This is a genomic window from Amaricoccus sp. (genome assembly GCF_047602525.1).
Classification (GTDB): Bacteria; Pseudomonadota; Alphaproteobacteria; order Rhodobacterales; family Rhodobacteraceae; genus Amaricoccus.
This window is the reverse complement of the sequence record NZ_JASGHB010000001.1, coordinates 1,991,215-2,005,596: the sequence shown is the minus strand read 5'-3', so window position 1 is coordinate 2,005,596 and position 14,382 is coordinate 1,991,215. Positions and strand designations below refer to the sequence as shown.

Annotated in this window: 15 protein-coding genes; 7 read left to right on the top strand and 8 right to left on the bottom strand. The window is 67.6% G+C overall.

Annotated features, from left to right (window positions below):
• Positions 1 to 6: 6 nt before the first annotated feature.
• Positions 7 to 825 carry a serine O-acetyltransferase gene (gene cysE / locus QM699_RS10405; protein ID WP_415011058.1) on the top strand — a complete coding sequence of 273 codons (819 nt, stop codon included), beginning with the start codon at positions 7 to 9 and terminating at the stop codon, positions 823 to 825.
• Positions 826 to 886: 61 nt separating this feature from the next.
• On the opposite strand, the gene QM699_RS10400 is transcribed toward cysE, so the two are convergent.
• The 4 genes from QM699_RS10400 to tkt form a co-directional block, all read right to left on the bottom strand.
• On the bottom strand, positions 887 to 1,198 hold the full coding sequence (locus QM699_RS10400) for an FtsB family cell division protein (protein WP_415011057.1): 312 nt from the start codon (positions 1,196 to 1,198) through the stop codon (positions 887 to 889).
• Between the two features lie 107 nt (positions 1,199 to 1,305).
• Entirely contained in the window at positions 1,306 to 2,235 is a 930-nt protein-coding gene (locus QM699_RS10395; RefSeq protein WP_415011056.1) for a class I fructose-bisphosphate aldolase, read from the bottom strand.
• Positions 2,236 to 2,256: 21 nt separating this feature from the next.
• Complete coding sequence (locus tag QM699_RS10390; RefSeq protein WP_415012734.1) at positions 2,257 to 3,450, bottom strand: phosphoglycerate kinase; 1,194 nt, start codon at positions 3,448 to 3,450, stop codon at positions 2,257 to 2,259.
• 10 nt (positions 3,451 to 3,460) lie between these two features.
• Positions 3,461 to 5,476: a transketolase gene (gene tkt / locus QM699_RS10385; RefSeq protein ID WP_415011055.1), complete on the bottom strand. Its 2,016-nt coding sequence runs from the start codon at positions 5,474 to 5,476 to the stop codon at positions 3,461 to 3,463.
• A 310-nt stretch (positions 5,477 to 5,786) separates the two neighbouring features.
• On the opposite strand from tkt, the gene QM699_RS10380 reads away from it, so the two are divergent.
• Positions 5,787 to 6,041, top strand: a complete 255-nt coding sequence (locus tag QM699_RS10380) for a hypothetical protein (protein WP_415011054.1) — start codon at positions 5,787 to 5,789, stop codon at positions 6,039 to 6,041.
• A gap of 2 nt (positions 6,042 to 6,043) precedes the next feature.
• Positions 6,044 to 6,475 (top strand): cell division protein ZapA, encoded by a 432-nt coding sequence (zapA, locus tag QM699_RS10375; RefSeq protein WP_415011053.1) that lies wholly within the window; start codon positions 6,044 to 6,046, stop codon positions 6,473 to 6,475.
• Between the two features lie 89 nt (positions 6,476 to 6,564).
• On the opposite strand, the gene grxD is transcribed toward zapA, so the two are convergent.
• The 4 genes from grxD to QM699_RS10355 all read right to left on the bottom strand — a co-directional run bounded on the left by grxD (position 6,565) and on the right by QM699_RS10355 (position 10,702).
• Entirely contained in the window at positions 6,565 to 6,942 is a 378-nt protein-coding gene (gene grxD, locus QM699_RS10370) for a Grx4 family monothiol glutaredoxin (protein ID WP_415011052.1), read from the bottom strand.
• Between the two features lie 4 nt (positions 6,943 to 6,946).
• Complete coding sequence (locus tag QM699_RS10365; protein WP_415011051.1) at positions 6,947 to 7,189, bottom strand: BolA family protein; 243 nt, start codon at positions 7,187 to 7,189, stop codon at positions 6,947 to 6,949.
• A gap of 83 nt (positions 7,190 to 7,272) precedes the next feature.
• Positions 7,273 to 9,483, bottom strand: a complete 2,211-nt coding sequence (gene purL, locus QM699_RS10360) for a phosphoribosylformylglycinamidine synthase subunit PurL (protein ID WP_415011050.1) — start codon at positions 9,481 to 9,483, stop codon at positions 7,273 to 7,275.
• A gap of 289 nt (positions 9,484 to 9,772) precedes the next feature.
• Positions 9,773 to 10,702, bottom strand: coding sequence for a LysR family transcriptional regulator (locus tag QM699_RS10355; protein WP_415011049.1), 930 nt, complete (start codon positions 10,700 to 10,702; stop codon positions 9,773 to 9,775).
• A 232-nt stretch (positions 10,703 to 10,934) separates the two neighbouring features.
• Here QM699_RS10355 and QM699_RS10350 point away from each other — a divergent pair, with 232 nt between their 5' ends.
• The 4 genes from QM699_RS10350 (at position 10,935) to msrA (ending at position 14,199) form a co-directional block, all read left to right on the top strand.
• Positions 10,935 to 11,687: a hypothetical protein gene (locus QM699_RS10350; protein WP_415011048.1), complete on the top strand. Its 753-nt coding sequence runs from the start codon at positions 10,935 to 10,937 to the stop codon at positions 11,685 to 11,687.
• A gap of 261 nt (positions 11,688 to 11,948) precedes the next feature.
• Entirely contained in the window at positions 11,949 to 12,890 is a 942-nt protein-coding gene (gene gshB, locus QM699_RS10345) for a glutathione synthase (protein WP_415011047.1), read from the top strand.
• 131 nt (positions 12,891 to 13,021) lie between these two features.
• Positions 13,022 to 13,501, top strand: coding sequence for a peptide-methionine (R)-S-oxide reductase MsrB (msrB, locus tag QM699_RS10340; RefSeq protein WP_415011046.1), 480 nt, complete (start codon positions 13,022 to 13,024; stop codon positions 13,499 to 13,501).
• Between the two features lie 11 nt (positions 13,502 to 13,512).
• Positions 13,513 to 14,199, top strand: a complete 687-nt coding sequence (gene msrA / locus QM699_RS10335; protein ID WP_415011045.1) for a peptide-methionine (S)-S-oxide reductase MsrA — start codon at positions 13,513 to 13,515, stop codon at positions 14,197 to 14,199.
• Positions 14,200 to 14,382: the final 183 nt, after the last annotated feature.

The window sequence follows — 14,382 nt, the reverse complement described above, 5'->3', positions numbered from 1 at the left end:
ATGGCAATGCGGTCCCAGCCTAACGTCGCCAGTGTGGATCCTGTCTGGACGACGATACGCCACGAAGCGGAGCAGGTCGTGCGGGACGAGCCGCTCATGGCCAGTCTTGTCCACGCCGGCATTCTGCATCATGGCAGTCTGGAGAGCGCCCTCAGCTTTCGGCTTGCCCAGAAGCTCGCGTCGCAGGAAATGAGCGAACTCATCCTGCGGGAGATCATGGATGAAGCCTACGAGGCGGATCCCAAGCTGGGCCTCGCAGCGCGGGCGGACATTCTGGCGGTGTTCGAGCGCGACCCGGCCTGCCATCGCTATTTGCAGCCGTTGCTGTTCTTCAAGGGCTTCCAGGCGATCCAGTGCTATCGGATCGGCCATTGGCTCTGGGAGCACCGTCGGCGCGACATGGCGTATTTCATTCAGATGAGGACGTCTGAAGCCTTCGGTGTCGACATCCATCCGGGGGCGCGTGTCGGCAACGGGATCATGATCGACCATGCGCATTCCATCGTGATCGGTGAGACGGCGGCCGTCGGAAACAATGTCTCGATGCTCCATTCCGTGACGCTTGGCGGAACGGGCAAGGAGGACGGCGACCGGCATCCCAAGATCGGGGATGGCGTGTTGATCGGTGCGGGTGCTGCTGTGCTCGGCAACATTCGTGTGGGCGGGTGCAGTAGAGTTGCTGCAGGTTCCGTGGTGCTGCAAGACGTACCTGCTTGCAAGACGGTGGCCGGAGTACCGGCGCGCATCGTCGGGGAGGCGGGATGCGCGGAGCCGTCGAAGTCGATGGACCAGCTGCTGGGCGAGGCCGTGGTGTCGGACTCCTGAAATTCCGTTAGTCGTCGTATGACTCGTGGATGATCGGTAGGCGGCGCTCCGGGCGCCTAGGTCAACGTATCATGATTTCGTCTGGGCGCCCGAAAGCCAGAACCTTGCGCGCCTGCTCGTCGAGCAAGTCAGGATCGAGTGTTTTCGACGACAGACGTAATGTCTTGTTCTGGATAGATGCGCGTTCGGCCTTAAGGTCGGCCAGTTCACCGCGGAGCGTGCTCTCGTCAGCCTGAACCTGAAACAGGCTGAAGAGCCCATGCTCGCCTTGCAGCGCGGCAAAAGTCAGGTAGCTTGTGAGCGCAATGACCACGATCGCAAAAATACCGCCAGTGAAGCTCCGACGCCGGGGTTCGTATTCCGGGTAAGCCAAAGTCCGATCCGCCTGTTCTCTGCTCGTTTTGCAGCAGCTTGCCAGAAGTCGACGACTTTGGATATCCCCCGCGCGCCGAACGCGCGAGGGATTCAGGCTTCACGTGCTCAGGCGCGGCCCTTGTAGATATCAACGAGCGTGTTGAGCATGGCCAATGCGTCTTCGCGCGAGCGTTGGAAGGTGTTCCGGCCGATGATCGATCCGTTGCCGCCCCCGTCGCGGATCGCCCGCGCGTCGTCGTAGACCGAGTCTGCGCCCTTGGCGGCACCGCCGGAGAAAACCACAATCCGCCGGCCACCGAAGGAAGCCTGCATGCAGTGCCGGACGCGCTCCGCCTGAGAGGCTATGCTGACACTCTGCTTCTCGTAGACCTTCTTCGCTTCGGCCTGCTCCAGATAGTCAGTGGACAGCTTGATCTTGATGATATGGGCACCCAGAAGGGCCGCGATCTGAGCGGCATATGCCGCGACGTCAATTGCTGTCTCGCCATCCTTGCTGATGTCCTCGCCACGCGGATACGACCACAGCACGGTCGGCAGGCCTTTTGCAGCGGCCTCCTCGCGCAGCGACGAGATCTCCTCGAACATGTCAAGTCCATGCGCAGAGCCCGGGTAGATCGTGAACCCGATCGCCGCACAGCCCAGGCGCAAAGCGTCATCCACCGAAGCCGTAATCGCCTGGTCAAAGCCCGCAATCTTCGGAACCAGCGAGTTTGAAGAGTTCATCTTCAGGATCGTCGGAATCTGTCCGGCGAAGGTGTCGGCGCCCGCCTCGATCATGCCGAGCGGCGCGGCGTAGGCGTTGAGCCCGGCATCGAGCGCGATCTGATAGTGATAGTGCGGGTCATACGCTGGCGGGTTTGGCGCGAAGCTGCGAGCTGGCCCGTGCTCAAAGCCTTGGTCCACCGGGAGGATGATCATCTTGCCCGTACCGCCGAGCCGACCCTGCATCAGCATGCGGCAGAGATTGCCTTTCACGCCAGGGTTGTCCGATTCATAGTAGCTCAGGATCTTTTGGACGGTCCGCGTCGCCTTCATCGGTTTCCCTCTTGTTACAGCTCAGGCTTGCTCGAGCGCCGCGACGCCGGGGAGCGTCTTGCCTTCGAGCCACTCCAGGAAGGCGCCGCCTGCCGTGGAGACATAGGTGAAGTCGCTGGCAGCTCCACTGGCGTTGAGCGCAGCGACCGTGTCGCCGCCGCCGGCGACAGACAGAAGCTTGCCCTCGCGCGTGAGGGCTGCCGCCGCCCGCGCGGCCGCGTCGGTCGCCATGTTGAATGGCGTAATCTCGAAGGCGCCAAGCGGGCCGTTCCAGACCAGTGTCTTCGCTGCTCCGAACGCTGCGATCACCGCACGTGTGGCCTCCGGACCTGCGTCGAGGATCATCGCGTCGGACGGGCAGGCGTCCGCGGACACCACCTCGCTCGCCGCATTCGCCTTGAACTCCCGAGCGACCACGACATCGGACGGCAGCAGGATGGTACAGCCCGCCGCTGCCGCCTTTTCCGCAATCTCCCTGGCCGTGCCGGTCAGGTCATGCTCGCAGAGCGACTTGCCCACGTCGATACCCTGAGCGGCGAGAAACGTGTTTGCCATGCCGCCGCCGATGACCAGCGTGTCGACCCGGGCGATCAGATTGCCGAGCAGCTCGAGCTTGGTTGAGACCTTCGCCCCGCCGACCACCGCAACCACCGGCCGCACTGGTTTCCCCAAAGCCTTCTCCAACGCGCCGAGTTCGGCCTGCATCAGCCGCCCGGCACACGCCGGCATATGATGCGCCAGCCCCTCGGTCGACGCGTGCGCGCGGTGAGCCGCGGAGAAAGCGTCATTGCAGAACACGTCGCCCTCCGCCGCCAACTCGGCGACGAAATCGGCATCGTTCTTCTCTTCACCCTTATGGAACCGGGTGTTCTCCAGAAGCAGAACCCCGCCCGCGGGTAGCCGCTTGATCGCGTCCGCCGCCTTCGATCCGATGCAGTCTTCGGCAAAGGCGACGCTGACCCCGAGCGCCTCTTCCAGCGCCGGCAGCACCACCTTCAGGCTCATCTCCGGCACGACCTTGCCCTTCGGCCGATCGAAGTGCGCGAGCAGCACGGGCTTGCCGCCCTTCGCCAGGATGTCCTTCACCGTCGGCACGATCCGCTCGATCCGCGTCGCGTCCGTCACCTTGCCGCCTTCGACCGGCACGTTGATGTCGACACGGGTCAGCACGACCTTGCCCTGAAGGTCCATATCGTCGAGCGTCTTCCACCCCATCGTCGCCTCCTCAGACCAGCGCTTCGACCTTTGCTGCCACCGCGTCGGCGGTGATGCCGAAGTGCGGATAGAGTTGCTCGATCGTCCCCGATGCACCAAAGCCCGTCATCCCGACGAACCCGGCCTTCTTTTCCGCGCCGCGCTCGCCGCAGAGCCAGCGCTCCCAGCCGAACTCCAGCGCCGCCTCGACGCCGACCCGCACCGGCCCGGCCGGCAGCACGCTCTTGCGGTACTTCTCGTCCTGCGCCGCGAAAAGCTCCCAGCAGGGCATCGAAACCACCCGCGTGCCGATGCCTTTGCGCTCCAGAAGCGTCCGGGCTTCGAGGGCGATCTCCACCTCCGAGCCGGTGGCAAGCAGGATCGCCTTGCGTCGGGCGACGGCCTCCTCGAGCACATAGGCGCCGCGGGCCGAGAGGTTCTGCCGCGTGTGTCGAGTCCGCACTGTCGGCAGGTTCTGCCGCGTGAGTGCCAGCACGCTCGGCCCGTCCGCCGAAAGCGCCAGTTCCCAGGCCTCTGCCGTCTCGACGGTATCCGCCGGCCGGAACACGTTCAGCTTTGGCATGGCGCGCAGCGCGGCCAGATGCTCAACGGGCTGGTGCGTCGGTCCGTCTTCCCCCAGCCCGATCGAGTTGTGCGTCAGCACATAGACCACCCGCGCGCCCATGATCGCGGAGAGCCGCATCGCGCCTCGGGCATAGTCCGAAAACACCAGGAACGTGCCGCCGTAGGGAATGCAGCCGCCGTGCAGCGCGAGGCCGTTCATGGCCGCCGCCATGCCGTGTTCGCGGATGCCGTAGTGAACGTACCGGCCACCCCGGGTGCCGACGTCGAAGGTGCCGAGGTCCTTCGTCAGCGTGTTGTTCGAGCCGGTGAGATCCGCCGATCCGCCGATCGTCTCCGGCGTATTCGCGTTGATGACCTCGAGCACCATCTCGGAAGACTTCCGCGTCGCAACCTTTGGCGCGCTCTCGGAAATCCCCTTTCGGAACGCCATCAGCGCCGGCGCAAGCTTCTTCGGCAGTGCACCCGATACCACACGCTCGAACTCGGCTCGCTTGGCCGGCCCCAGCTTGTCGAAGCGCGCCGCCCAGTCCGCCCGCGCCGCCTTGCCGCGCTCGCCGATGCCGCGCCAGGCGGAAAGCACGTCGTTCGGGATCTCGAACGGCGGATAGGGCCAGCCGTAGATTTCGCGGATTTTCGCGATTTCTTCGGCCCCGAGCGGCGAGCCGTGCGCCGCTTTCGTGTCCTGCTTCGTCGGGGCGCCGTAGCCGATGTGCGTGCGGCAGTCGACGAGCGAGGGCTGCGCCGTCGCCTTTGCCTCGCGGATCGCCCGATCGATGTCGTCAGGGTCGTGCCCGTCGCACTCATGGACCGACCAGCCCGAGGCGACGAACCGTGCCTTCTGGTCGGTCTTGTCGGAAAGGCTCACCTTCCCGTCGATCGAGATGCCGTTGTCGTCCCAGAGAACGATGAGCCGCGACAGCTCCTGTCGCCCGGCGAGCCCGATGGCCTCCTGACTGATCCCCTCCATCAGGCAGCCGTCGCCGGCGATGACGTAGGTGTGGTGGTCCACCACCTTGCGCCCGAAGCGCGCCGCCATGCTCTCCTCGGCGATCGCCATGCCGACCGAGGTGGCGATGCCCTGGCCGAGTGGCCCGGTGGTCGTCTCGATGCCGCCGGCGTGGCCGAATTCGGGGTGCCCCTCCGCCGGCGAGCCGAGCTGCCGAAAGCGCCGGATGTCCTCGATCGTCATGTCGGGATAGCCGGTCAGGAAGAGCAGCGCGTAGAGCAGCATCGAGCCGTGCCCGGCCGACAGCACGAAGCGGTCGCGATCCGGCCACTTCGCATCGGTCGGGTCGAATTTCAGGTGCTTCTCGAACAGGACCGTCGCCACGTCCGCCATGCCCATCGGCATGCCTGGATGCCCGGAATTCGCCTGCTGGACCGCGTCCATCGCAAGCATCCGGATCGCTGCGGCCTTCTTCCAATGATCGGGATGGCGCTCGCGGAGCTCGGGAATGTTCACCGGGAGGTCCTCTTCGGCACGTGGGCTTGCCTGACAATCAGGCGCCGCGCGCACTGATAACAGGCCCGGTTCGTGGGTCAAGGCCGGAACGCGGAGACTGCCGCGTTCGCAGGCAGTCTGCGCCGAACGGCGATGTTGATGTATATTTCAATAAATACAACATGATATAGGATCATCTACACGCGCATCCCGGCCCCTTTGTGCAGCGTGGTCCGCCAGGGCGCGCCGATCAGGTATTGGCCGGCATCGGCAGATTGCAATCCCCCAAACTCACCCGTAAAACGAAGATCCGTATCGAAGAGGCCAACGGATGAGTCAATTCGCCGAACTCGAAGCCCAGTTCTCGCAGGCGCTCGACCGTCTCCGTTCTGCCGTCGCCGCCCGCGCCGCCGCGACCGAGGAGCGGCCGGACGAACGGGTGCTCCGCGAGCGCATCGACGCGCTCGAGGCGGAGAAGGCCGAGCTGGTCGACGAACTCGCGCGGCTCGAGGCCAAGCGCGACAAGGATGTGGCGGCCCTCGACGACCTCATCGCCCAGTTGAAGCCGCTGATCGCGGAGGTCTGATCATGCCCGAGCTCATCCTGGAAATCGGCGGCCGCGTCTTCGAGGTCGCTTGCCAGCCCGGCGAGGAAGTCTCGCTCGAACGCGCCGCGCGCCTGCTCGACGCCGAGGCCACCCGGATCGGCGACGCCGGCCGTTCCACCGAAAAGCGCATGCTGCTGCTCGCGGGCCTGATGCTCGGCGATACGATGACCGGCCTGCACGAGCAGCTTCGCCACGCTGAGGAACGCATCCGCCACGCCGAAGAGCGCACCCGCATTGCCGAGGCGAAGTCCGCGATGCTCGCCGCCAATGCGCTGAAACTCGAGACCGAGGCTTCGCACAAGCTCTCGCCCGCCGAGGTCGCCGAGCTTCGCGAGGAGAACGAATTTGCCGGCGCCCTGCTCGGCAAGGTCATCTCCGAGATCAACGCCTTGGCGGATGGGCTGGAACAGTAGGGCTGCCGTCATTCCCGTCGGGCCGGCACGAACCGATCCCGCGCTCCGGAAATTTGAAAGGCAAGCCACATGGGCTTGCCTTTCGTGCGTCAGGCGTTGGCTTCCCGGATCTTCGCCGCCGCGTCCTTGTCGAACGCGATGCCGTTTTCTTCGAGCAGAGTGTCCAGCTCGCCCGACAGCGTCATCTCGGTGATGATGTCGCAGCCGCCGACGAACTCGCCCTTGACGTAGAGCTGCGGGATCGTCGGCCAGTCCGAGAACGACTTGATGCCGTTGCGGATCGCCTCGTCGGCCAGCACGTTCACGTCCTTGTAGGCGATGCCCATGTAGTTCAGCACCCCAGCCACCCGGCTGGAAAAGCCGCATTGCGGCATCGACGCGGTGCCCTTCATGAACAGCACCACGTCGTTCTCGCTGATGTCCTTGCGGATCGCCTCGTGGGCCGGGTCCGCTACTGTCTCGCTCATGGCTCTACTCCGGTGCCCGGGTCGTCAGCGCCAGCGCGTGCAGCTCGCCCCGCGACCCCTCCATCTTTCCCTTGAGTGCAGCATAGACCATCTGATGCTGCTTCACGCGGTTCATCCCGCGAAACGCCTCCGTCTCGACGGTGGCGGCATAGTGGTTGCCGTCGCCCGCTAGGTCGGTGATCTCGACGTGCGCGCCGGGAAACGCCTCCCGGATCAGCCGCTCGATCTCCTGAGCTTCCATCGCCATCCGGCCGCCGCCTCCAGTGAACTTCGCTCCGGTGGGGAATCTAGAGGCGCCTCCCCCCGCCCGCAAGGGCAACACGAGCGGTGTCAGTCGAAGAGCCGGGGCAGGGTTGCTTCGCGGCTCGCCCGCAGCCGACCGAGATCGACCGCTCCCGCGCCGAGGCGAACCTCCGACCCGCCGGCCGAGCCGACCACCCGCAGCCGCACGCCGGCCTCCACCGCGCGCGCCAGCAGACGGTCCACGTCGACGGCGGGGCAGGCGACGAGATAGCGCCCCTGATCCTCGCCAAAGAACCATTCCGCGGCGCCCATCCCGTCCTCGGCCAGCAGGTCGACCCCGACCCCGCCCGCGAGCGCCATCTCCGCCGCCGCGACCGCCAGACCGCCGTCCGACAGATCGTGCGCCGCCGACACGAGCGCCTCGACCTTCGCCGCCCGCAGGAATTCGCCCGCCGCCCGTTCCGCCGCCAGGTCGACCTCGGGGGCGTCACCCTCCTCGCGGCCATGGAGTTCGGCCAGCAGCGCCGACTGCCCGAGATGGCCCGTCGTCTCGCCGAGGAGCAGCAACACGTCGCCCGCGGTCGGTGCCATGCGGATCAGCTCGTCGAGCGAGCCGAGCAGCCCGACCCCGCCGATCGTCGGCGTCGGCAGGATCGCCCGCCCGTCGGTCTCGTTGTAGAGGCTGACGTTGCCCGAGACGATCGGCATGTCGAGCGCCTTGCACGCCGCGCCGATGCCGCGGATGCAGCCGACCAACTGGCCCATGATTTCCGGCTTCTCCGGGTTGCCGAAGTTCAGGTTGTCCGTCGCGGCGAGCGGCCGTGCCCCCGTGGCAGTCAGGTTGCGGTACGCCTCCGCCACTGCCTGCATCCCGCCCCGCTCCGGATTTGCCCGGCAATACCGCGGGTTGACGTCCGACGTGAACGCAATGGCCTTGTTGGTGCCGTGTACCCGCACCACCCCCGCGTCCGACCCCGGCACCACCGCGGTATCGCCCATCACCATCTGGTCGTACTGCGTCCAGACCCAGGCCCGGCTCGCGAGGTTCGGCCGCTCCATCAGCGCCACCAGCGCCTCGATCGGCACCACCTCCGGCACCGGCCCGAGCGGTGCGGCGGCCGGCGTCTCCACCCACGGCCGATCATATTCCGGCGCGGTCCCCGACAGCGCCTTCAGCGGCAGCTCGGCCTTGACCTCGCCGTTGAGCCGGACGCGGAAACGATCCTCCGGGATCGTTCGCCCGACGATGGCGAAGTCGAGGTCCCACTTGTCGAAGATCGCCTTCGCCACGGCCTCCTTCTCCGGCCGCAGCACCATGAGCATCCGCTCCTGGCTTTCCGACAGCATCATCTCGTAGGCGGTCATGTGCGTCTCGCGCACCGGCACCCGGTCGAGGTCCAGCTCGATGCCGAGATCACCCTTGTCGCCCATCTCCACCGCCGAGCAGGTGAGGCCGGCCGCGCCCATGTCCTGGATCGAGATCACCGCGCCGGACGCCATCAGCTCGAGGCACGCCTCCATCAGCCGCTTCTCGGTGAAGGGATCGCCCACCTGCACCGTCGGCCGCTTGTCCTCGATCGTGTCGTCGAACTCGGCGGAGGCCATCGTCGCGCCGCCCACCCCGTCGCGGCCGGTCTTGGCCCCGAGGTAGACCACCGGCATCCCCACGCCCGACGCCGCGGAGTAGAAGATCGCGTCGGCGTCGGCGAGCCCGGCGGCAAACGCGTTCACCAGGCAGTTGCCGTTGTACGCGGCATGAAAGCGCAGCTCGCCGCCGACGGTCGGCACGCCGAACGCGTTGCCATAGCCGCCGACGCCCGCGACGACGCCGTTGATGAGCGCCCGTGTCTTCGGGTGCGACGGCTCGCCGAACGACAGGGCGTTCATCGCCGCGATCGGCCGTGCGCCCATGGTGAAGACGTCGCGCAGGATGCCGCCGACCCCGGTCGCCGCGCCCTGATAGGGCTCGATGTAGGACGGGTGGTTGTGGCTCTCCATTTTGAAGACCAGCGCCTGCTTCCGGCCGTCGGGGCCGTCGCCGATGTCGACCACGCCCGCGTTCTCGCCGGGGCCGCAGATCACCTGCGCGCCGCTCGTCGGCAGCGTGCGCAGCCAGCGCTTCGACGACTTGTAGGAGCAATGCTCGTTCCACATGGCCGAGAAGATGCCGAGTTCGGTCAGCGTCGGCACCCGGCCGATCAGATCGAGGATGCGCTGGTATTCGTCCGGCTTCAGGCCGTGTGCGGCGACCAGCGCGTCGGTGATCTCGGGCTCGCGGGCGAGGGCGGTGTCGGACATGACGGCAGCGGCTCCGGGGCAGGGGACTGCGCCCCATTTAGGCCGGGCGCGGCGCGAGCGAAAGCCCGGACCGCACGTGGTCCCGCCGGAAAGACCGGGCACCTGATGCCGACGAAGACTGGCACCCGCAAGAACCGACGCCAAAAAAAAGGCCGAGCGTCAGCTCGGCCCAAGTCCAACAGGGAGGTCGAAGTCGGCCTGCGCGAGGCGCCTGCCCAACTTCGAGTTGTAATATAGCTGCAACCCCCTCGTTCGGCAAGGCCCGATGCTCAATTGTTGAGCATGGCTGTCATGGCGCCGATGCATGGCTCGCCTCGCGGCGCTCGCCGGCTTCCATCTCGCGCTTGAACGTGCTGATCTCTTCGATGATGAAGTCACGAAACGCCGTCACGCGCTTGCTGTGCCTCAATTCTTCCACATAGGCGAGGTAGGTCGGGATCGAGGCGCTGTGCTCTTCCGGCAGGATATGCACGAGATCACGGAAGTCGCCGGTGAGATAGTCGGGCAGCGAGCCGATGCCGAGCCCCTCGCGCACCGCCTGCAGGATGCCGAAGTAGTTGTTGACGGTCAGCGACGACATGGGCGCCATCGCAAGGAACGGCTGCACGAAGTCCGCCCCGGCCCGCACTTGCGGCGAGTGCGGGCTCTGGGTGATCATCCGGTGCCCGGACAGTTCCGCCGCCGTCCGCGGCAGCCCGTGCTTCGCCACGTAGTCCTTCGACGCGTAGAGCCGGATATGCACATCCATCAGCCGCCGCCGGATCAGCTCGGCCTGGCTCGGCTCCTTCAGGCGGATCGCGACGTCGGCCTCGCGCATCGACAGGTCGAGGATGCGCTCCTCGAGCATCAGCTCGATCTTCAGGTTCGGATAGCGTTCGAACAGCCGCAACAGCCGCGGCGCCAGCCACAGCGTGCCGAAGCCCATGGTGGTGGTGACGCGCAGCTCCCCATGCACCTCGTCCTCGGAGTCGCGGATCCGCGCCGCCGTCGCCTCCAGCCGCTTGGTCATCGTCCGCGTCGCGTCGAACAGCAGCTCCCCCTGCTCGGTCAGCAGCAGGCCGCGCGCATGGCGGCGGAACAGCGTGGTGTTGAGGCTCTCCTCGAGCGCGCGGATCTGTCGGCTGACGGCCGACTGGCTCAGGTGCAGCGTCTCACCCGCATGGGTGAGGCTGCCCGCATCGGCGACGGCATGGAAGATTCGCAGCTTGTCCCAGTCCATAACGTCCCGCGTCTTCGAATTGGCATCCGAGCCGATGTAAGCGTTTCCACGCGCATTACCATACATTTCCGTTCTTTGCGCGCAGGCATGTCATTCTTTCCGCTGCGATGACGGTTCTGCGACAGGTCGTTTCGCGGCTGTGGTTTCCGGGGTAGGTTTCACTCGTTTCAGCCCGCGCGGCCCCTATGTCCCCGGCTGACGGGCGATTGCCCGGATACCGGGAGGTGGTCGCATGTCGCTGCACGACGTCTTGCTCGCCGACCTTTTCGATCTGACGAAGCGCCGGCAGGTCGGCCTGCGCGGCGAGGGCCGCGTCGACAGGGTGTTCGGCCTCTGGTATGGCGAGCGGCCGGGCGTCGAGTGCCGCGGCTTCGGTCCGGTCAGGGCGCGCGCGGCAGAGGCCGCCGGCATCCGACGCACCGGGCTCCGCCACGCCCTCGCCGGCCGGGGGCACCGAACCGAGGGCTGCCGAATGACCCGCACCGCGCTCCTCCCGCTCCCACTCCTCCTCGCCGCCTGCGCCGCCGGGGTGCCGGTCTCGCGCCAGGTCGTCGTCCCCGGCGGCCAGTTCGAGGCGGTCCAGGGCGAGGCGCGCCTCGTCGTCCGCAGCTTCCTGCCGCCCGAAGGCGACCAGCGGCGCGAGGTGATCGGCGCGCAGTGCGAGCTGGTGACGAGCCTCTACCGCACCGATCTGGTGACGCCCGCCCGGGTCGTGGTGCCGAACTTCGGGCCGCAGTCGCCGGAAATAACCGTCACCTGCCACACCCCCGACCGCAGCGGCACCGCCTCCGCCCGGATCGTTACCCGCTGGCAGCAGGCCCCGGGCGGCTGGGGCGATCCGTTCATGGGGCCGTGGGGCGGGCCGTGGGGCGGGCCGTGGGGTCCTCCCGGCTGGGGCCCCGGCCCCTGGGGCTGGTCCGGCCCGGGATTTCCGATCAGCAGCTATCCCGACATCGACGTGACGCTCCACCCGGCAAAGGGGTAGGGCCGCGCCGCCGCGCCCGGCCTTCCTCTTGCTGAAAATACGCCCGCCGGAGGCTCCCCCGCCGCGAGCCCGCCCCGCGTTGGCAGCGTGGCAAGAAAAGGTGCCCTCAGCGAGGAGGAGTGGTCCATGACTTCAACGAGAGTCTGGCGACTTCGCGCACGACATCCGCCGATCCCACGCGGATCGCGCCCGCTCCCCGGGCTTGCGCCGACCCCGGCCCTCGGCCAAGAGTTCGCGCCAACCCGGAGCGGAGCCAACAGAATGCCCCTGAACGTCGCCGTCCAGATGGACCCGGTCGAGCGGATCAACATCGCCGCCGACTCCACCTTCCGCATCATGGAGGAGGCGCAGGCGCGCGGCCACCGGCTGTTCTACTACACCCCCGACCGCCTCGCGCTCGACGAGGGCCGCGTCACCGCCACCGGCTGGCCGATCGAGGTGCGGCGGGAAAAGGGCAACCATTTCACCCTCGGGCCGGAGGCGACCATCGACCTCGCCACACAGGACGTGGTGTGGCTGCGCCAGGATCCGCCCTTCGACATGGGCTACATCACCACCACCCACCTGCTCGAGCAGCTCATGCCGGCGACGCTGGTGGTGAACGATCCGTTCTGGGTGCGCAACTACCCGGAAAAGCTGCTCGTCACCACGTTTCCCGACCTGACGCCGCCGACGATGGTCGCCCGCGACCTCGCGACCCTGAAGGCGTTCAAGGCGCGGCATGGCGATATCATCCTCAAGCCGCTCTACGGCAACGGCGGGGCAGGGGTGTTCCGCCTCGACCCTAACGACCGCAACTTCACCTCGCTCTGGGAGCTGTTCACCGGCATCAACCGCGAGCCGCTCATCGCCCAGAAGTTCCTGCCGGCGGTCGAGAAGGGCGACAAGCGGGTCATCCTCGTCGACGGCGAGCCGGTCGGCGCCATCAACCGCGTGCCGCTCGAGGGCGAGACCCGCTCCAACATGCACGCCGGCGGCACCCCGATGGCCGTCGGCCTCACCGCGCGCGACCGCGAGATCTGCGCCGCCATCGGCCCGCTGCTGCGCGACAAGGGCCAGATCTTCGTCGGCATCGACGTGATCGGCGACTGGCTGACCGAGATCAACGTCACCTCGCCCACCGGCCTGCAGGAGCTGGAGCGCTTCGACGGCATCAATGCCACCGCGAAGATCTGGGAGGCGATCGAGCGCCGCCGCGGCTGATCCCGCCTCCTCGCGCACGCCACGGCGCCGCCCGGCCTTCTCAAGAAGCCGTGAGCGGCGCCGGCCGTGGCGTAACGATCCCGCCCCCTCCGCGTACCGTTGGAGCAGGACGGGTTGATGCGGAAGGCGCGATGACGAGACGATTTCTTCTGAGATGCGCCGCGGCGGGCGCGGCGCTCCTCGCGGTGGCGCCCCGCGCCGGCCGCGCCGCCACCGGCTTCGCAGTGACGCACACGGACGCCGAGTGGCGCACGCTGCTCTCGCCCGCCGCCTACGACGTTCTGCGTCACGAGGGGACCGAGCGGCCGTTCACCAGCCCGCTCCTCGACGAGCACCGGGCCGGTGTCTTCACCTGCGCCGGCTGCGCGCTCGACCTCTTCTCCTCGGACACGAAGTTCGAGAGCGGCACGGGCTGGCCCAGCTTCTGGCAGCCGCTCGACGGCGCCGTCGGCACCACCGAGGACCGCACCTTCGGCATGGTGCGCACCGAGGTCCATTGCAGCCGCTGCGGCGGGCATCTCGGCCACGTCTTCGACGACGGCCCGAAACCGACCGGGCTGCGGTACTGCATGAACGGCGTGGCGCTCGGCTTCCGGCCGGCCACCGCATGAGGAGGCGAGCGATGCGACTCTGGACGATCGGACTGGCGGCGGCACTGCTCGGCGGGGCGGCCGTCCCGGGATTTGCGGAGGAGGGCGTCGCCGTCCCCGCGCCGCGGCTCGACGAGCCCGCGGCCAAGGGGCAGGAGGTCGCCGTCGTCGCCGGCGGCTGCTTCTGGGGCATCCAGGGCGTGTTCCAGCACGTGAAGGGGGTGGAGAGCGCCGTCTCCGGCTATGCGGGTGGCGATGCCGATACGGCGCACTACCACGCGGTCGGCTCCGGGCGCACCGGGCACGCGGAGTTTGTCGAGGTGACGTTCGACCCCGCGCAGGTCAGCTACGGCCAGATCCTGCAGGTGTTCTTCGCCGCGCACGATCCGACCGAGCGGAACCGCCAGGGCCCGGACACCGGCACGCAGTACCGCTCCGCGATCTTCCCGCAATCGGCGGCGCAGGAACAGGTCGCCCGCGCCTACGTCGATCAGCTCGACAAGGCCCACGTGTTTGCTGCCGACGTGGCGACGACCGTTGAGCCGGGCGCGACGTTCTACCCGGCGGAAGGCTATCATCAGAACTACCTGACCCTGAACCCGACCCAGCCCTACATCGTGGTGAACGACCTGCCGAAGATCGCCACGCTCGCTCGTCTGTTCCCCGGCCTCTACCGCGCGGATCCGGTCCTCGTCACCGACGCGAGCCTGTCGAACTGACCGCCCCTTCCGGCGCGCGCCTCGACCGCGCGCCGGCCAGCGTCAGACCCCGGCGCCAGCGTTCTTCCGACGCCTCACCCATTGCGACCGCGGCCGTCCCGGGCAGTATAGGCCGGACGGGGCACGTTCGGGCTGCCGGAGCCCTGCCGAAACGCCCTGGGGGAGAGCCGCCATGAAGCCGAT

Excerpts from the sequence above, each read along its gene's own strand:
- cysE (WP_415011058.1), top strand. The coding sequence starts at position 7 with ATGCGGTCCCAGCCTAACGTCGCCAGTGTGGATCCTGTCTGGACGACG.
- QM699_RS10395 (WP_415011056.1), bottom strand. The coding sequence starts at position 2,235 with ATGAAGGCGACGCGGACCGTCCAAAAGATCCTGAGCTACTATGAATCG.
- QM699_RS10390 (WP_415012734.1), bottom strand. The coding sequence starts at position 3,450 with ATGGGGTGGAAGACGCTCGACGATATGGACCTTCAGGGCAAGGTCGTG.
- QM699_RS10380 (WP_415011054.1), top strand. The coding sequence starts at position 5,787 with ATGAGTCAATTCGCCGAACTCGAAGCCCAGTTCTCGCAGGCGCTCGAC.
- zapA (WP_415011053.1), top strand. The coding sequence starts at position 6,044 with ATGCCCGAGCTCATCCTGGAAATCGGCGGCCGCGTCTTCGAGGTCGCT.
- grxD (WP_415011052.1), bottom strand. The coding sequence starts at position 6,942 with ATGAGCGAGACAGTAGCGGACCCGGCCCACGAGGCGATCCGCAAGGAC.
- QM699_RS10365 (WP_415011051.1), bottom strand. The coding sequence starts at position 7,189 with ATGGCGATGGAAGCTCAGGAGATCGAGCGGCTGATCCGGGAGGCGTTT.
- purL (WP_415011050.1), bottom strand. The coding sequence starts at position 9,483 with ATGTCCGACACCGCCCTCGCCCGCGAGCCCGAGATCACCGACGCGCTG.
- QM699_RS10355 (WP_415011049.1), bottom strand. The coding sequence starts at position 10,702 with ATGGACTGGGACAAGCTGCGAATCTTCCATGCCGTCGCCGATGCGGGC.
- QM699_RS10350 (WP_415011048.1), top strand. The coding sequence starts at position 10,935 with ATGTCGCTGCACGACGTCTTGCTCGCCGACCTTTTCGATCTGACGAAG.
- gshB (WP_415011047.1), top strand. The coding sequence starts at position 11,949 with ATGCCCCTGAACGTCGCCGTCCAGATGGACCCGGTCGAGCGGATCAAC.
- msrB (WP_415011046.1), top strand. The coding sequence starts at position 13,022 with ATGACGAGACGATTTCTTCTGAGATGCGCCGCGGCGGGCGCGGCGCTC.
- msrA (WP_415011045.1), top strand. The coding sequence starts at position 13,513 with ATGCGACTCTGGACGATCGGACTGGCGGCGGCACTGCTCGGCGGGGCG.